Annotated in this window: 20 protein-coding genes; 9 read left to right on the top strand and 11 right to left on the bottom strand. The window is 64.2% G+C overall.

Annotated features, from left to right (window positions below):
- Positions 1-102: 102 nt before the first annotated feature.
- The 3 genes from VB734_RS13475 to VB734_RS13465 are packed head-to-tail and all read right to left on the bottom strand — an operon-like array spanning position 103 to position 3,971.
- Positions 103-393, bottom strand: coding sequence for a hypothetical protein (locus tag VB734_RS13475; protein ID WP_322781606.1), 291 nt, complete (start codon positions 391-393; stop codon positions 103-105).
- Positions 394-395: 2 nt separating this feature from the next.
- Complete coding sequence (locus VB734_RS13470; RefSeq protein ID WP_322781607.1) at positions 396-2,084, bottom strand: tetratricopeptide repeat protein; 1,689 nt, start codon at positions 2,082-2,084, stop codon at positions 396-398.
- Positions 2,085-2,144: 60 nt separating this feature from the next.
- Positions 2,145-3,971 (bottom strand): SLC13 family permease, encoded by a 1,827-nt coding sequence (locus VB734_RS13465; RefSeq protein WP_322781608.1) that lies wholly within the window; start codon positions 3,969-3,971, stop codon positions 2,145-2,147.
- A 325-nt stretch (positions 3,972-4,296) separates the two neighbouring features.
- Between VB734_RS13465 and VB734_RS13460 the strand changes: the two genes are divergently transcribed.
- The 4 genes from VB734_RS13460 to VB734_RS13445 all read left to right on the top strand — a co-directional run bounded on the left by VB734_RS13460 (position 4,297) and on the right by VB734_RS13445 (position 7,925).
- Positions 4,297-4,521, top strand: a complete 225-nt coding sequence (locus VB734_RS13460; RefSeq protein ID WP_197163608.1) for an AbrB/MazE/SpoVT family DNA-binding domain-containing protein — start codon at positions 4,297-4,299, stop codon at positions 4,519-4,521.
- Positions 4,518-4,862 (top strand): type II toxin-antitoxin system PemK/MazF family toxin, encoded by a 345-nt coding sequence (locus VB734_RS13455; protein ID WP_197163606.1) that lies wholly within the window; start codon positions 4,518-4,520, stop codon positions 4,860-4,862. The genes VB734_RS13460 and VB734_RS13455 overlap by 4 nt, the downstream gene beginning before the upstream one ends.
- A 947-nt stretch (positions 4,863-5,809) precedes the next feature.
- Positions 5,810-6,898 (top strand): GDP-mannose 4,6-dehydratase, encoded by a 1,089-nt coding sequence (gene gmd, locus VB734_RS13450; protein WP_322781609.1) that lies wholly within the window; start codon positions 5,810-5,812, stop codon positions 6,896-6,898.
- Complete coding sequence (locus VB734_RS13445) at positions 6,891-7,925, top strand: GDP-L-fucose synthase (RefSeq protein WP_323243521.1); 1,035 nt, start codon at positions 6,891-6,893, stop codon at positions 7,923-7,925. Before gmd ends, VB734_RS13445 begins: the two co-directional genes overlap by 8 nt.
- A 649-nt stretch (positions 7,926-8,574) precedes the next feature.
- Here VB734_RS13445 and VB734_RS13440 read toward each other — a convergent pair.
- The 3 genes from VB734_RS13440 to VB734_RS13430 all read right to left on the bottom strand — a co-directional run bounded on the left by VB734_RS13440 (position 8,575) and on the right by VB734_RS13430 (position 9,687).
- Entirely contained in the window at positions 8,575-8,760 is a 186-nt protein-coding gene (locus VB734_RS13440) for a hypothetical protein (RefSeq protein WP_197167589.1), read from the bottom strand.
- 307 nt (positions 8,761-9,067) lie between these two features.
- Complete coding sequence (locus tag VB734_RS13435) at positions 9,068-9,454, bottom strand: PIN domain-containing protein (protein ID WP_322781611.1); 387 nt, start codon at positions 9,452-9,454, stop codon at positions 9,068-9,070.
- The gene (locus VB734_RS13430; protein WP_255101792.1) at positions 9,451-9,687 is read right to left on the bottom strand and encodes an AbrB/MazE/SpoVT family DNA-binding domain-containing protein; all 237 of its coding nucleotides are present in this window, start codon (positions 9,685-9,687) and stop codon (positions 9,451-9,453) included. The genes VB734_RS13435 and VB734_RS13430 overlap by 4 nt, the downstream gene beginning before the upstream one ends.
- A 77-nt stretch (positions 9,688-9,764) precedes the next feature.
- On the opposite strand from VB734_RS13430, the gene VB734_RS13425 reads away from it, so the two are divergent.
- Entirely contained in the window at positions 9,765-10,649 is an 885-nt protein-coding gene (locus tag VB734_RS13425) for an N-acetylmuramoyl-L-alanine amidase (RefSeq protein WP_322781612.1), read from the top strand.
- 19 nt (positions 10,650-10,668) lie between these two features.
- Here VB734_RS13425 and VB734_RS13420 read toward each other — a convergent pair whose 3' ends face one another.
- From VB734_RS13420 to VB734_RS13405, 4 genes are all read right to left on the bottom strand, one after another.
- The gene (locus VB734_RS13420) at positions 10,669-11,079 is read right to left on the bottom strand and encodes a type II toxin-antitoxin system VapC family toxin (protein WP_197163569.1); all 411 of its coding nucleotides are present in this window, start codon (positions 11,077-11,079) and stop codon (positions 10,669-10,671) included.
- Between the two features lie 8 nt (positions 11,080-11,087).
- A complete protein-coding gene (locus VB734_RS13415) occupies positions 11,088-11,342 on the bottom strand; it encodes a type II toxin-antitoxin system Phd/YefM family antitoxin (protein WP_197163567.1) in 255 nt (84 codons plus the stop codon).
- A gap of 264 nt (positions 11,343-11,606) precedes the next feature.
- Complete coding sequence (locus VB734_RS13410; protein WP_322781613.1) at positions 11,607-11,996, bottom strand: type II toxin-antitoxin system VapC family toxin; 390 nt, start codon at positions 11,994-11,996, stop codon at positions 11,607-11,609.
- Positions 11,993-12,196 carry an AbrB/MazE/SpoVT family DNA-binding domain-containing protein gene (locus VB734_RS13405; RefSeq protein ID WP_197163563.1) on the bottom strand — a complete coding sequence of 68 codons (204 nt, stop codon included), beginning with the start codon at positions 12,194-12,196 and terminating at the stop codon, positions 11,993-11,995. Before VB734_RS13405 ends, VB734_RS13410 begins: the two co-directional genes overlap by 4 nt.
- Before the next feature lie 230 nt (positions 12,197-12,426).
- On the opposite strand from VB734_RS13405, the gene VB734_RS13400 reads away from it, so the two are divergent.
- From VB734_RS13400 to VB734_RS13385, 4 genes are read left to right on the top strand one after another with little or no spacing between them, the layout of a single operon-like run.
- Positions 12,427-12,687: a type II toxin-antitoxin system Phd/YefM family antitoxin gene (locus tag VB734_RS13400; RefSeq protein ID WP_197163578.1), complete on the top strand. Its 261-nt coding sequence runs from the start codon at positions 12,427-12,429 to the stop codon at positions 12,685-12,687.
- Entirely contained in the window at positions 12,678-13,097 is a 420-nt protein-coding gene (locus VB734_RS13395) for a type II toxin-antitoxin system VapC family toxin (protein WP_006171324.1), read from the top strand. Before VB734_RS13400 ends, VB734_RS13395 begins: the two co-directional genes overlap by 10 nt.
- 50 nt (positions 13,098-13,147) lie before the next feature.
- Positions 13,148-13,414 (top strand): hypothetical protein, encoded by a 267-nt coding sequence (locus VB734_RS13390; RefSeq protein WP_322781614.1) that lies wholly within the window; start codon positions 13,148-13,150, stop codon positions 13,412-13,414.
- Complete coding sequence (locus VB734_RS13385) at positions 13,411-13,704, top strand: hypothetical protein (protein WP_322781615.1); 294 nt, start codon at positions 13,411-13,413, stop codon at positions 13,702-13,704. Before VB734_RS13390 ends, VB734_RS13385 begins: the two co-directional genes overlap by 4 nt.
- 90 nt (positions 13,705-13,794) lie before the next feature.
- Here VB734_RS13385 and VB734_RS13380 read toward each other — a convergent pair.
- Positions 13,795-14,029 (bottom strand): adenylyl-sulfate kinase (locus tag VB734_RS13380; protein WP_323243519.1); only part of this gene is annotated, 235 nt, incomplete at its 5' end.

The raw sequence follows: 14,029 nt of genomic DNA, 5'->3' as shown, positions 1-14,029 counted from the left end.
AGGGAAACGGGCCTGCCCACCCCTTGCAACGCCAGCCGCTGGGCCAGCCGCCTGAGGTGCGCGGCCCACCCCGGCTACGCCGGGGTGGGGGTGCCGGGGGAATTACACCACTGCCGGGGACGCCAGCCAGAGGCACAGACGTTTTTTCTCAGCTGGAGTGGGAATGATGGCCTGGATCAGGGCTACAAGAGCCGATGTACCGGAGCTGGCAAGAGCGAGATTCTCAATATTCACGCCATAGTGATCGGCCAACCGCAATTGCAGGCGGCTGTGAAGCGGCCCAAAATTGGTGTACCTTCGAGTCTTGTCGATCTCGCGGAGATAGGGCAGGATCCGCTCGGCTGGTGGCAGGCATGGGCGGTTCACCGGGATGGCGTCTTCACCTGCAGCCATGTTCATGAGCTGGTCGGCAGAGAGGCCAGGATTTGGCTGAGTTCGCTGCTCAGGAGATCCCAGCTGGCCTCGATGGTCAGGCGGCTGCCGCTGTCGATTCCATGCAACGCTTCGGTAGGCAGTCTCAGCAGAAGAGCAGGGTCGTGTCCTTCACAAAGAATGCTTACAGAGCCCATTCCAAGGGTTTCCGAGATGAGACGGGTCTCCAGGTTCGCTGGCCTGAATGGAAGGGTCTCAGGATTGTCAGCTCCGAGTGCCGTCCAGTCCCAGAGGAGATCTCCGGAGGCACCAGTAATTGACAGGCGTGAGAGGCGCACCAGGCAAGGAGTCTCCGCTGGATCAAAACGCAAGGCTCGGATCGGGCCAGGGAGATCTGCGAATCGGATCGCATGGATCGTGGTGCCTCGATCCACGCTGATGCTGCAGCGTGAGGAGCAGAATTCCGTGAAATCATCACTGTCCTGCAGCTGCCAGAACAACTGCAGTGTCGTCATCCGGCCCAATTGAGAACGGAGAATGCGCAGATGCCGTTCAAGTTCATCCCTGCAGCGATCGAGACGGTGCTGCCGATCAGAGTCGTCGGCTGTAAGCAGTGTGCCGTGAACCTCGAGAGCGAGGCGGATCAGCCCCTCATCTGTTTCGGACCCGGGATGGCAGGGATGCCGGCCGGAGTGATCCAGCTCAGGGCGCACCAGATCACGGCCGTGGGTGCCTTCAGGTGGATGGAAACCTCCAGCGTTCAGTAGGTTCCCCATGCCTTGAAGCACTCCCTCAGGGTCTTCGAGGAATCGCTCATAGCACACCACGAGCCGAGCCATCCCGCGGGTGTGCCGTTCGGCATCAAGTTGATGCTGAATCCAGAGCAACAGAGCCCGGTTAGCCGGTATGTGGTCGCGTCTGTGGAGGGAAGCCACAACAGCGAGTGGATGTCGGGAGACGATGACAGCGACGGAGAGAATGCCGTGCTGTCGGATGAATTCGTTCCAGACGGGCTGCAGCCGGCATTGCCGGGGGTCCTTGATCACGCACCATTTATCGCTGGTCGCCTGGTCCGGAAATTCCCTGTCCAGGACGGTATCCAGACGCAACCGGGCCTCCTGGACGTGATACGGGGATAACAGATCCTCTGAAAGAAAGGGATCGTCCCAGCTCGACTGAGCCTGCTCCAGCAGAGACGTGTGCAGCTGAACGACTTCGAGGGGTTCCCAGTAGCCCGAAGGGTTGTTGGTATCAGCCGGAGGCATCGTGGCTGGAGCTCTGCAACCGTGCATGCAGAGGGCTCGTGTCACAACTGACGTGCCGCTGCGGTGCATTCCCAGCACCAGAAGGATACGCCTGGTTGGGCAGTGAGCATCCAGTGCGGCCAGGGCGACCCTTGCTCCCAGATGGGAGGGATCCGTATCGAGAATGGCGGAATAGGCCGCACGTGCGCCGGTGTGGTCCTTGCGCCGAAACCTGAATCCGGCCAGGCCCAGCTGGGCAGCAACTGACTCTGGGTTGTTCAGGAGTTCTTGCTCAAGCAGCTTCAAGGCCTCGTCACCGTGACCGATACGCTCCTGGAGCCGGGCCATCGCCAGCACAAGTGTCTCGCAGGACGGATCCTGAGCGTGGGCTCTCCGGTAGTTCTCCAGGGCGTCCTGCCATCGGTGTGCCCGTTCGTGCTCGAGAGCTGCGGCGATGAGGTTGTACACGCCGGGATGGTTGCCGTATGGGTCAGATTAAGGGAACTGAGCCTGGACTGATCCCAGGGATCAACTGGCCGCACCCCCCACCGCGTGAAGAATCACCAACGGAATCACCACGGCATACAGCAGCGACAACGGCCAACCAAAGCGCATGAAATCCAGGAAGCGGTAGTTCCCAGGGGAGTACACCATCAGGTTCGTCTGGTAACCGATCGGTGAAAGGAAGCTCTGGCTGGCGGCGAACACCACCACATAGATGAACATCAGCGGGGGCTGCTGGAGGCCCTCGGCCAGCTTGGCCACCACGGGCAGCAGCAGCACCACGGTGGCGCCGTTGCTGAGCAGCTCCGTGCCCACAAGGGTCACGGCATACACGGCCACCAGGGCGGCGTAGACCGGCCAGCTCTCGAGGCGCACGAGCAGGGCATCGGCCGCCAGCTGGGCCAGACCGCTCTGCTGCAGGGCGGCACTGAAGCTGAACAGACCCCCCAGCAGCAGATAGACATCCCAGCGGATCGAGCGCAGGGCCTTGCTGGCATCCAGGCAGCCACCGATCACCAGCACGCCCACCCCCAGCAGCACCGCCGCCACCAGCGGCATCAGCTTGAGGCCCGAGAGCAGCAGCACGGCCAACATGGTGAGCACCGCCAGCCACTTGCGGTGGGTGGTGGGCAGGTCGTTCTCGAGTTCATCGAGCACCACCAGCTCGCTGTTCTCCTGCATGCCCCGAATCGAATCGAGCGGCGCCTGGATCAGCAGCAGATCACCGGCCCGGAGGGGCAGCTGGCCGATCCGCTCCTGCAGGGTGGTGTTGGCGCGCTTGAGCGCGAGAACAGTGGCGTTGAAGCGCTGGCGGAAGCGCAGGTCGCGCAGGGTGGATCCGGCCAGCTCGGACCCGGCCGGCAACAGCACCTCGGTGACCCGGATGCTGGAGCCCGACGCCTGAGGGCTGGTGCTGTCGAGACTCTGCGGGGCTTCCAGCAGGGTGCCGGCCAGGGCCACCATCTGATCCTGCTGGAGACGCAGAAGTTCACCGCGGCTGCAGCGCAGCAGCAGGCGGTCGGAGGCCTGAAGACGAAGCTCGGCCAGGGGCGGCTGCAGCTTCTGGCCGCCGCGGTGCACCGCCAGCACATCCACATCGAAGCGGCGCTGCAGGCGGCTGGCATGCAGGGTGCGATCGCAGAGGGGCGAGCGGGAGGGCAGCACCACCTCGGTGAGGTAGCCCTGGCGGGTGAGTTCGGTCAGCGACGTGCCGCCGTCGTGGCCGCGATCGGGCAGGAAGCGGGCCGCCAGCAGCAGGTAGAGGCTGCCGATCAGCCACACCGGAATGCCGATGGCCGTGAAGGAGAACAGCTGGAATTCGCCGTAGCCCAGCTTGGCCGACACGTCGCTGGCCAGCAGGTTGGTGGAGGTGCCGATCAGGGTGAGGGTGCCGCCGGTGATCGTGGCGACCGAGAGGGGGATCAGCACCTTCGAGGGGCTGACGCCACGGCGCCGGCACCAGCCTTCAATCACCGGCAGCAGGATCGCCACGATCGGCGTGTTGGGAATCACCCCGGAGAGCGGGGCCACCACGCCGGCCAGCAGGGCCACGAGCCGCTGGGGCGAGCGGATCCGCGGCGAGCCGAGCAGTTCGCGCAGGCGATCGAGGGCGCCGCTGTGCAGCAGGCCTTCGGAGAGCACGAACATCCCCAGCAGGGTGATCAGGGCCGGGCTGCCGAAACCGGCCAGGGCATCGCCGGCCTTGAGCACACCGGTGGCGATCAGCAGCCCGGCGGCCACCAGGGCCACGATGTCAGGGGCGAGCCAGCCGCCCACGAACACCACGATCGCCGCCAACAGCACCGCGAGGGTGATCCAGCCGGAGGGAGTGATCAAAAGCAACACCGGCATGAGCGCAACCAGGATGCCAGCTCGCCCTGGACGCAGAGTGTCCGTGGTCACTGGAGTGAAGGCCAGCGAGCGCGTCACGCTCAAGCAGCTCTTGCGCAGCAATGTTGAGCAGGGGCTCGACCCAGCTTCCATTGCCCTCGAAAAGCCTTAACGGGAGACGCGACAACCGGATTGACCCGAATCAGGAAGGGAAACGGATCGGGCTGAGCCGAGGAAACCGGCGCTTCGTCCTATGCCATGACCGTAGCGACGACAAGCCCGTAAGGACGCCTTACGACAAGGAGACATGCGGCCTAGGCTTTGAGCAGTGACTGGTCTGCCACCGATGGAAGTCGCCACACTCACCGCCAAAGGACAGGTCACGGTGCCGAAGGCGGTGCGTGAGGCCCTGGGATTGCGGCAGGGCGACCAGCTCAGTTGGGAACTGGAGGATGGCTCGGTGCGCGTGCGGGCGGTGACGCCGTTGGATCTGGCCTATCTCCGGGGGCTGGAGAGCAGCCTTAGCGAGTGGAGTAGCCCGGCGGATGAGGAGGCGTTCCGCGAACTGTGAGCGCCTTCAAGAGGTACACGGTGGTGCGAGTTCCGTTCCCATTCACTGATCGCCAGGCCCAGAAGCAGCGGCCGGCGTTGGTGCTCTCACAGCTCTGCTTTCAGCAAAGCTGTGGCCATCTGCTGCTGGCGATGATCACATCAGCGCGGCAATCCTCCTGGCCCCTCGATTGGCCCCTTGAAGATCTCAAGGCCGCGGGCCTGCCCCAACCCTGCCTGGTGCGCTTCAAGCTGTTCACCATTGATGAGCGGCTGGTGTTGGGTGGCCTGGGCGCTCTGGCCGCCGCCGATTGCGCCGGTGTGTCGGCCCAGCTGGGCAAGCTGCTGCCCTCCGGGACCTGAGCGATGCCACGCCAACATTCTGCGATAGACATAGACATGCTCAGGATTCCGACGGCTTGATCGCTTCTATCAATGCGGCCACCGCTTCACTCAGCTGGAGCCGGTTGCGGGAGGTGTCTGCGAGGATGAATCCGCACTGAGCAACAAGGCATCGAGCCTGGATTCGAGATCGGCGAGCCGTTTGTTCTCTGTCTCGAGCTGCGCTATCTCTTTCTCGAGCAGCTACGGCTTCGCCGGCCTGCGGCTACGGTCGCTTCTCGCTCTCGAGCTCTCGCCTCTCGCTCTCGAGCGCTCTGATCTGCGCATCGATCGTTGGATGCCAGTTTAACTACTCCTTCGGAGAAGACTTCGTCTTCGCCAACCAGCGCCGCCACGGCGGCAATGAGGACAGGAATTCCGATTTGCTGATTCACGTTGAAGCGGATCCCGAGGAGATCGACATGGCTGTAGGAGGTAAAGAACGTGATCAGAACGACCAGGCAGCCGCCGACAAGGGATGCATAGCCGGCGCTTAGTTCTCTGCCATGACCGTAGCGACGACAAGCCCAAAACGATCAATGAATAGTACGCCTGTGCTATGGGTCTGTGCATCCGTGGTTTCACCGAATAGCCACAAGCGCCATGTCGCGAGCGGGCACCGTGGGACGCGCTACCTGCGGCGCTTGCTTTTCACATCAGCCCCTGTGCAGTTCGCTGCTGTCTGCTCCGCCAACCCAGAGGCAGTGGAGATCTGGCAGACCTGAACTCCGGGCCTGGACCAAGGCTCTGCGGCAGCCTCCAGAATCAGGCCGTCCGGCACACCATATGTGGTGTCCTGCCGGGTCTCTGGGCTGATTCGTTTCGGCGACCCATCCCCTGCACGCTGCCACAGCCATTTCCGTCGCTGCTGCACTTGCGCTAAGGACGGCCTGCTGCAATGGTTCACCCACCAACAAAGCGCTGCACTGATGCCGAAAACCGCTCTGATCACGGGCATCTCCGGGCAGGACGGCTCCTATCTGGCTGAGTTGCTGCTCGAGAAGGGCTATGTGGTGCACGGCATCAAACGGCGGGCCAGCAGCCTGAACACCCAGCGGATCGACCATCTGTATCAGGATCCCCACGAAAGCGATCCGCGCCTTGTTCTGCACTACGGGGATCTCACCGACAGCACCAATGTGATCCGCATTGTGCAACAGGTGCAGCCCGATGAGATCTACAACCTCGGTGCCCAGAGCCACGTGGCGGTGAGCTTCGAGAGCCCGGAATACACCGCCAATTGCGATGCGCTGGGCACCCTGCGGATCCTGGAGGCGGTGCGCATCCTGGACCTCACTGACAAGACACGCATCTACCAGGCCAGTACCAGTGAGCTCTACGGGCTGGTGCAGGAAATCCCCCAGAAGGAAACCACCCCTTTCTATCCGCGCAGCCCCTATGGGGTGGCCAAACTCTATGCCTACTGGATAACGGTTAACTACCGCGAGGCCTATGGCATGTATGCCTGCAACGGCATCCTGTTCAACAACGAATCACCGCGGCGGGGCGAAACGTTCGTGACCCGCAAGATCACCCGCGGGCTGGCGCGCATCGATGCCGGCCTCGACGACTGCCTGTTCATGGGCAACATCGATTCGCTGCGCGACTGGGGCCACGCCCGCGACTACGTGGAGATGCAGTGGCGGATGCTCCAGCAGGAGAGTCCGGAGGATTTCGTTATCGCCACCGGCCGGCAGGAGAGCGTGCGCCGCTTCATCGAGCTGGCAGCAGCTGAGCTGGGCTGGGGGGCGATCGAGTGGCAAGGCGAGGGGGTGGACGAGATCGGCAGGCGCAGCACCGGCGAGGTGGTGGTGCGCATCGACCCGCGCTACTTCCGGCCCGCCGAAGTGGAAACGCTGCTGGGCGATCCCAGCAATGCCCACACCAAACTGGGCTGGACACCCACTACCAGCCTTGGCGAGCTGGTGACCGAGATGGTGGCCCACGACAAGGAGGAGGCGCGCAAGGAGGCGCTGCTGCGCCTCAAGGGCTTCAAGGTGGTGGGCGGTCGTGAGTGAAAAGCTGATCACCCCAGAAGACCGCATATGGGTGGCCGGCCATCGCGGCATGGCGGGCAGCGCCATCTGCCGGGCGCTGCAGAGGGCTGGTTACGGAGATGCAGCGGCGGCGCGCGCTGCCGGGGGAGCGCTGCTCACCCCCGGGCGAGAGGAGCTCGACCTGCTCGACGCGACGGCGGTGGAGGGCTGGTTTGCGACGCACCGGCCGACTGTGGTGGTGCTGGCGGCGGCGAAGGTGGGCGGCATCCATGCCAATGCGACCTACCCGGCCGATTTTCTGCTCGACAACCTCAAGATCGAGACCCAGGTGATCGAGAACGCCTGGCGGCACGGGACGCGGCGGTTGCTGTTCCTGGGCAGCAGCTGCATCTATCCGAAGTTCGCGGCGCAGCCGATCCGTGAGGAAGCACTGCTCACCGGCGCGCTGGAGCCCAGCAACGAGTGGTATGCGATCGCCAAGATCGCCGGCATCAAGCTCTGCGAGGCGCTGCGGCGCCAGCACGGCTTCGATGCCATCAGCCTGATGCCCACCAATCTGTATGGGCCGGGCGACAACTACCACCCGGTCAACAGCCACGTGCTGCCGGCGCTGATCCGCCGCTTCCATGAAGCCACCGAACGTGGCGACGAATGTGTGAGCTGCTGGGGCACGGGCATGCCCCTGCGCGAGTTCCTGCACGTCGACGATCTGGGCGAGGCCTGCCTGTACGCCCTGGAGCACTGGAACCCTGATGCCTCCGGCGCGCCCTGCGGGGATGGCGGCGAACCGCTGAATTTCCTGAACGTGGGCACCGGAGTGGACCTCACCATCCGCGAGCTGGCGGAGGCGGTGGCAGCGGCAACGGGCTTCGCCGGCAGGATCGACTGGGACAGCAGCAAGCCCGACGGCACCCCGAAGAAACAGCTGGACGTGAGCCGGCTGGCTGCGCTGGGCTGGCGGGCGCGCATCCCCCTGGCCGAGGGCCTGGCCGCCACCGTGGCCGACTTCCGCGCGCGGCTGGCGAGCGGCGAGCTGCGGGCGGTGTGAATCGGCTCAATCCATATTGGTGAGCCCCTCCCAGCGCCTGATCTGGCGCCAGCGCCGGCAGGGCTGGCCGGCTCGGTGGCCGAGGGGCGCACTCAGAGCTGCTCCAGCGGGCCATCGCCCTGTGGCCGGCGATCACTGCGACTGAGCAACAAGGCATCCAGCCTGGATTCGAGTTCGGCGAGCCGCTCGATCTCTTTCTCGAGCAGTTTCGTTCGCTTCTCGCTCTCGAGCTCTCGCCTCTCGCTTCTCGCTCTCGAGCGCGCTGATCTGCGCATCGATCGTTGGATGCCAGTTTAACTACTCCTTCGGAGAAGACTTCGTCTTCGCCAACCAGCGCCGCCAAGGCGGCAACAAGGAAAGGAATTCCGATTTGCTGATTGACCGGGATGTGGATCCTGAGGAGATCAACATGGCTGTAAGAAGTGAAGAACGTGATCAGGACGACAAGCAAGCCGCCTGCGAGGGAGGCATAACCGGCGCGATCGAACAGGGGAAACGAATCAGGCTGACCAGAAGCAAGATTCACTTCACGTCTTGACATCAGCCTAGCGGCCACGCATCCAAACCGAACATCTATAGTACGTCAGTACCAGGAGCGCGCCTCACCATGGCGGGCCACTTTCCGCGCCTGGTGCCGAGTGCTAGAAGCTCACACTGCTGGATCGGCGGGGTGGGTGGCCGGTCGTGACCAGACCCAGCGGGCATCGCGCCGCAGCTCGTTGGCGAAGCGTGATCCGCCCGCCAACAACGCCTCATGTTCGGCGGGCGTGAGCACCAGCGCATCGCAGCTGAGGGGCAGCAGCTCCAGCGGCCAGCGCATCACGGATTGCGTCAACAAGCGCACGGGCATGGCGAAGAGCGTCGTCGCCTTGCAGACGACCGAAATGGTCGGTGGAGGCCCCATCCGGAAGGCTATCCGGGTAGCGGGTGGGGATGTAGAGGGCATCGAGAATGCGAAGACGGTCCTCCAGATCCGTCACGGCTTTCCCTAGCTGGGCAGAGGAGGTGGGGGGCAGATCTCGGAAGGATCGGCCCAGTCCATGACCCCAGATCAGCGTGCGCCTGGTGCAGCCAGTCGGCGGAACGGTTCATGACGGCATTGTGGCTGGTTTGCAGGGAGCCGCAGGGGCAGCCTTGCTCCCTCAGGCCAGCCACTCCTGAGCTAGACCGTCGATGGCCTGAAACTCCGGATCTTTGTGCAGCAGGGTGGCGCCGCAGTGGAGAGCAGCCGCGGCGATCCAGGCATCCGCCAAGGACAGGGCATGCGTGGCCTTGATCTGCGCGGCAGAGATCAGCAGGGGCTCGCTGGCTTCCAGCCAGTCGATCGGAAGCGCCTGCAGCTGCTCATAGGCCAGTCGGCCGGCCCGTTCACCCTCGTCCTTCCAGACGCGGTACAAGACCTCCATGCGGGTGATGAAACAGGCCGTGCAGCGCACAGGGCCCACCAGGGCCTGCTCGACCTGATCGGCACCGGGCTCGTCATCTCGCAGGGTGAGCAAGGCCGACGTGTCGAGGCAGAACCGGCTCACCGCGCCTCCAGTGCAGCATCAGCCAGCCGATCGGCCAGCTGGCGCTGGGTGGAGCCCCCGAGCTTCCCCTGCCCCCGAAAGGCCTTCACAGGAGAGGCGGCAACAGGAATGACCCGAATCGAGCCGTCGGCCTCCACGAACCACTCCAGCCGCTGGGAGGGGCCGAGCGCGAAGCGCTCACGGATCGCTGCCGGGATCACGGTCTGACCGCGGGACGTGATCGTGCTTCTCATGGCCAGCGGCTTGAATTACTATTAAGTCTAATCAGTAATTCACTGGCGGCTGAACGGCCATCCGGAGCGAACCCCACATGCCCGCCACGATCTACCTGCACTGGGCCGCCACGCCCTACACCTGGGTGCGCTCCGGCCTCTACCACACGATCATCAGCGGTGACGGCCGCCTGAATCGCCTGCACGCCTACAGCGTGGATCTGCCGGCCCACACCTGGCGCCGCAACAGCAATTCCGTGGCCCTCTCCTGCGCCTGCATGGGCGGCCAGCCCGATCCCTGGACGATTCCGCCCACCGAGGCACAGCTGGAGGCGATGTGCCGCGAGGCGGCCCGGATCGCCGCCAGCTGGGGCTGGAGCGCGGGCGACATCTCGCTGCAGACTGTGATGACCCACGCCGAGGCCGCCTCCAACCGCGACGGCCAGTGGATGCACGACAACTACGGCCCGGTGATCTGGGGTGGCAGCGGCGAGCGCTGGGATTTCCTGCAGCTCAGCAGGAACGGACCACCCACCGGCGGCGATGAACTACGCCAGCGCATCCGCCGGTATCTGAGCGAACCGGAGGCGACCGCCTCAAGCCGGCTGGAGTTCCGCCGCGCCAGCACGATGCAGGCCCGCGGCCGGGAGCTGGCGGTGGAGATCGATGCCAGCGGCACCTCCTGGGCCCTGGCCGCCGAGTTGCTGGCGCTCTACGAGATTCCCTACGAATGGGAGGCCAGCCGCCGGCGCATCCTGATCGGCAGCCTAGATGTGGCGCCCACGTTTCAGGACGACCAGGTGCAGCCCTCGGTGGGCTGGCCGCTGTTCGAAATGGGCCTGCAGCGGGGGGATGCGCCGCTGATCCTGCGGGGCATCGTTCGTGAGAACCGGGCCTGGTGCCGGGTGCTGGAGTTCGCCGAGGAATTCGGGATCAGTGTGAGCTTCGAGCCGTTCTTGTTGTGGGAACGGCGGGGTGGCTGACAGGGTCCGCTCGATAGCTTCAGCGACCTGTTTCGAAGGGATTGAGGAGTGGCACCTCAAACGTTTTGAAGTCCGCCCCATTGCGGGTCACCACGGTGAGGTGGTTCACCTTGGCGATGGCGGCGATCATCGCGTCTTCATAGAGGGTGTTGGATTGGCGATGCATCAGCCGGGCCCAGCAGCGAAAGGCTGATCCATCCATCGGCAAAACGTTGTAGCTGAGGCTCACCAGATCCAGCCAGGCTTCGAGCTCGCTGGCTTTGCCTGGGTCTTGCTCACGGGTGAGCTCAATACCTGCCTGGATTTCGCCCAGGGTCACCGTGGCCAGATGCAGGTTGGCGTCGTCGACGCCATCGAGCCAGGCCAATACCGCGCCATGGGGGCGTGGTTTGCGCAACTCTGAAACCACGTTGGTGTCGAGGAGATACACCGCAGCACCTAGAGGCTGATCAGCTCACGCCGCCGGGCCTTCCCCCGGGGCGGCACCAAGGCTTCGCTGCGGGCCGAGGGGGCCAGCAAGAGCTCTTTGAGGGAAGGGCGGGCCGCAGCCTCAAGGCGGCGCCACTCCTCAATCGGCACGAGCACGGCGGTTTCCGCCCCACGGCGAGACACCACCTGGGGCCCCTCCCGCACGCAGGCATCGAGGAGCTCACTGAACCGCGCCTTGGCGTGCTGCACCGGCCAGATCGCCATTCCTGCTCTTCCCTGAATAACCAGTCATCTGACTAGACAGTACTTGCTCCCGCTCACGGTTGGGGCTACCCAAGCCGCCCTGATCACCGACCCATGCGGCGCAACTGGCTGGCTGGCTGGATCAGGGCGTGGCTCGCCGCTGGGGCCTGCTTTCGGCCAGCATCGGCCACCACGGCGCCGATCTGCTGATTGCCGCAACTGCAGCCAGTGCGTCAGCAGAGCAGTGCGTCAGCAGAGAAACAGATCAGGTCAGCGCTGCTCTGATCAGGTGATCAAATCAATCCACTCCACGTCGGCGATGCCGCGAAAATCGCTGTCCATGGTGTGCAGCCTGGCCTGGCGATCCCTGGCCGTGGCCAGGATGATGCTGTCTGCCATTGGCAGCTGCAGGGCATGACTGAGCTGGGCTGCCGCCAGCGCAAGCCGGCTGTCGAGATCCACCACCTGGCCGCGCTGCATCACGGCGGCCGCCTGAACGGCCTGAGCCTCCCCGTGTTCGCGCAGGACCCACTTGAACACCTCAAAGATGCTGATCGCGGGCACCACAAGGGAGCTTTCGTCTGCCATCAGGGCCAGGAAGCGCTCGGCCTGAACACCATCGGTGAACACCTCGATCCAGCCCGAGGAATCCACCACCACCCGCGTGTACGTCACAGGCGATCACCCTCGCGCTGGAAGGTGTTCTTGCCCTGCAGAAAACCGCGCAGCGCCTCTGGAGACTGGCTGGGCACAAGCTCGATGCGCCCCGGCAAGGCGATCACCTGAAGGGTCTGCCCAGCCCTGAGGCCGAACTGTTCGCGGACCCGCTTGGGAATCACGACCTGGAACTTGGGGGATACTGTTGTGACATCCATCGCAAGGCCGTCATACCATCTGCAGATCGATCCTAGTCCGTTTTGCGGCATCCACCGGATTCAGCAGATCCCGTCAGGAGCCTGGGCTGATTCAAAGTCTTAACTCGAGCTTGGTTCTGGCTTTCTCGTCACCATCGACGGTGGTGAGCGCCGAGAGGATGCGATCCGTGACACTCACGGCCGGGCCTGCAGCAGAGGTTACTAAGCTAGCCAGATCAGCTAGCCTTGTCATGGACGCCGTGTGGACGCTGCAGGACGCCAAGAATCGCTTCAGTGCAGTGGTGGATGCGGCCGCCCGGGGGGAACCGCAGAAGGTGACGCGGCGCGGCACGTGGGTGAGTGTGGTGCTCTCGGCCGAGGAGTACGAGCGGCTGCGGCGCCTCGACCAGGCCAATGCCCCATCACTGGCGGAGCTGCTCCTGCAGATGCCGCAGGACGACGAGTCCTTTGAGCGTCTGCCCCTGGCGGCGCGGGATTTCCCGTGTTCCTGATTGACACCGTGGTGCTCTCCGAGCTGCGAAGACGCCAAAGAGACCCAGGCGTGGTGGCCTGGATCGGCAGCCAGCGGCAGGAGGATTGTTTTCTGAGTGTGGTGAGCATCGGCGAAATCGAACGCGGCATTGCCCGCAAGCGCACGACCGATTCCAGATTTGCGCAGCAGTTGGCCGGATGGCTGGATCAGCTGCTGCGGCTCTATGGCGATCGGCTGCTGCCGGTGGATGTGGGGGTGGCGCGTCGCTGGGGACAACTCTCGGCCGAGCTCGGCCATGACGGAGCCGATCTGCTGATTGCTGCCACGGCGCTGGAGCGCGGCCTCACGGTCGTGACGCGCAACCTGCGCCACTTCACGCCCACTGGGGTTCAGACCCTGGACCCATGGAGCCGGGAGGCTGGCATCTGAGGCGACAAACCACCGCACCCATAAACTGAGCGCATGAAACCAGTGCACGCATGAACACCCCTCGACCGGTCGCCAAGCAAGTGGGAGCAAGCGGGCAGATCTCCCTGGGCAAGGAGTTTGCCGGGCGCACCGTTCTGATCGACAGCAGCGAGCCAGGGGTGTGGGTGATCAAGACCGCTCAGACCATCCCGGATTCCGAACTCTGGCTGCATCAGCCAGCGGCTTCTGCACGCCTCGATCGCGCCCTCAAGGCCATCACAGCCTCCCCCGTGGCGGCGGATCTCGAGGCCTTGGAGCGCCACCTGGGCAAACGGTGATTCAGCTTGATCTGAACAATCCCGAATTTCAGGCCAATCTGCTGTCACTGGACAAACCGGAAGCCTGGGCTGTGCTCAAGACGTTGAGAGTCCTGCAATCGATGACCTGGGAGAAGGTGCAAGCCAGCAAGGGACTGCATTGGGAGTTGATCCAGAGCCGCCAAGGCCCGAACGGCCAACGGCTCTACTCCTTGCGAATCAGCCGCGGCTGCCGGGCCGTTGCCTGGCGCGAAGGGCCATGGCTGCGCTTGCTCTCTCTCCATCCCGATCACGATTCGGCCTACAGCTGAGTGGTCGCGAGGTGAAGGTCTGCTGGTCCTCGATCAGGCGGGTGAACCACACGATGCCTTTGGCAAGTGCCTGATTGAGCTCGCCCCTGTTCAGGCGAAAGCAGATGGATTCGTGGCGGAGTGCTCGAGGACGCCGAGGGATTCGAGGTGCTCGATCACCTGCTGCACACAGGCCTCGATCGGCTGGCTGCCGGTTTGAATGCGCAGTTCAGGGGTTTCGGGAGGTTCGTAGGGGCTGGAGATGCCGGTGAAGTGGAGGATGTCGCCGGCCCTGGCCTTGGCGTAGAGCCCCTTGGTGTCTCGTTGTTCGCACACAGCCAGATCG

This window comes from Synechococcus sp. BA-124 BA4 (genome assembly GCF_034931165.1).
The sequence above is the reverse complement of the archived record's forward strand: the minus strand, read 5'-3'. Positions and strand labels throughout refer to the sequence as shown.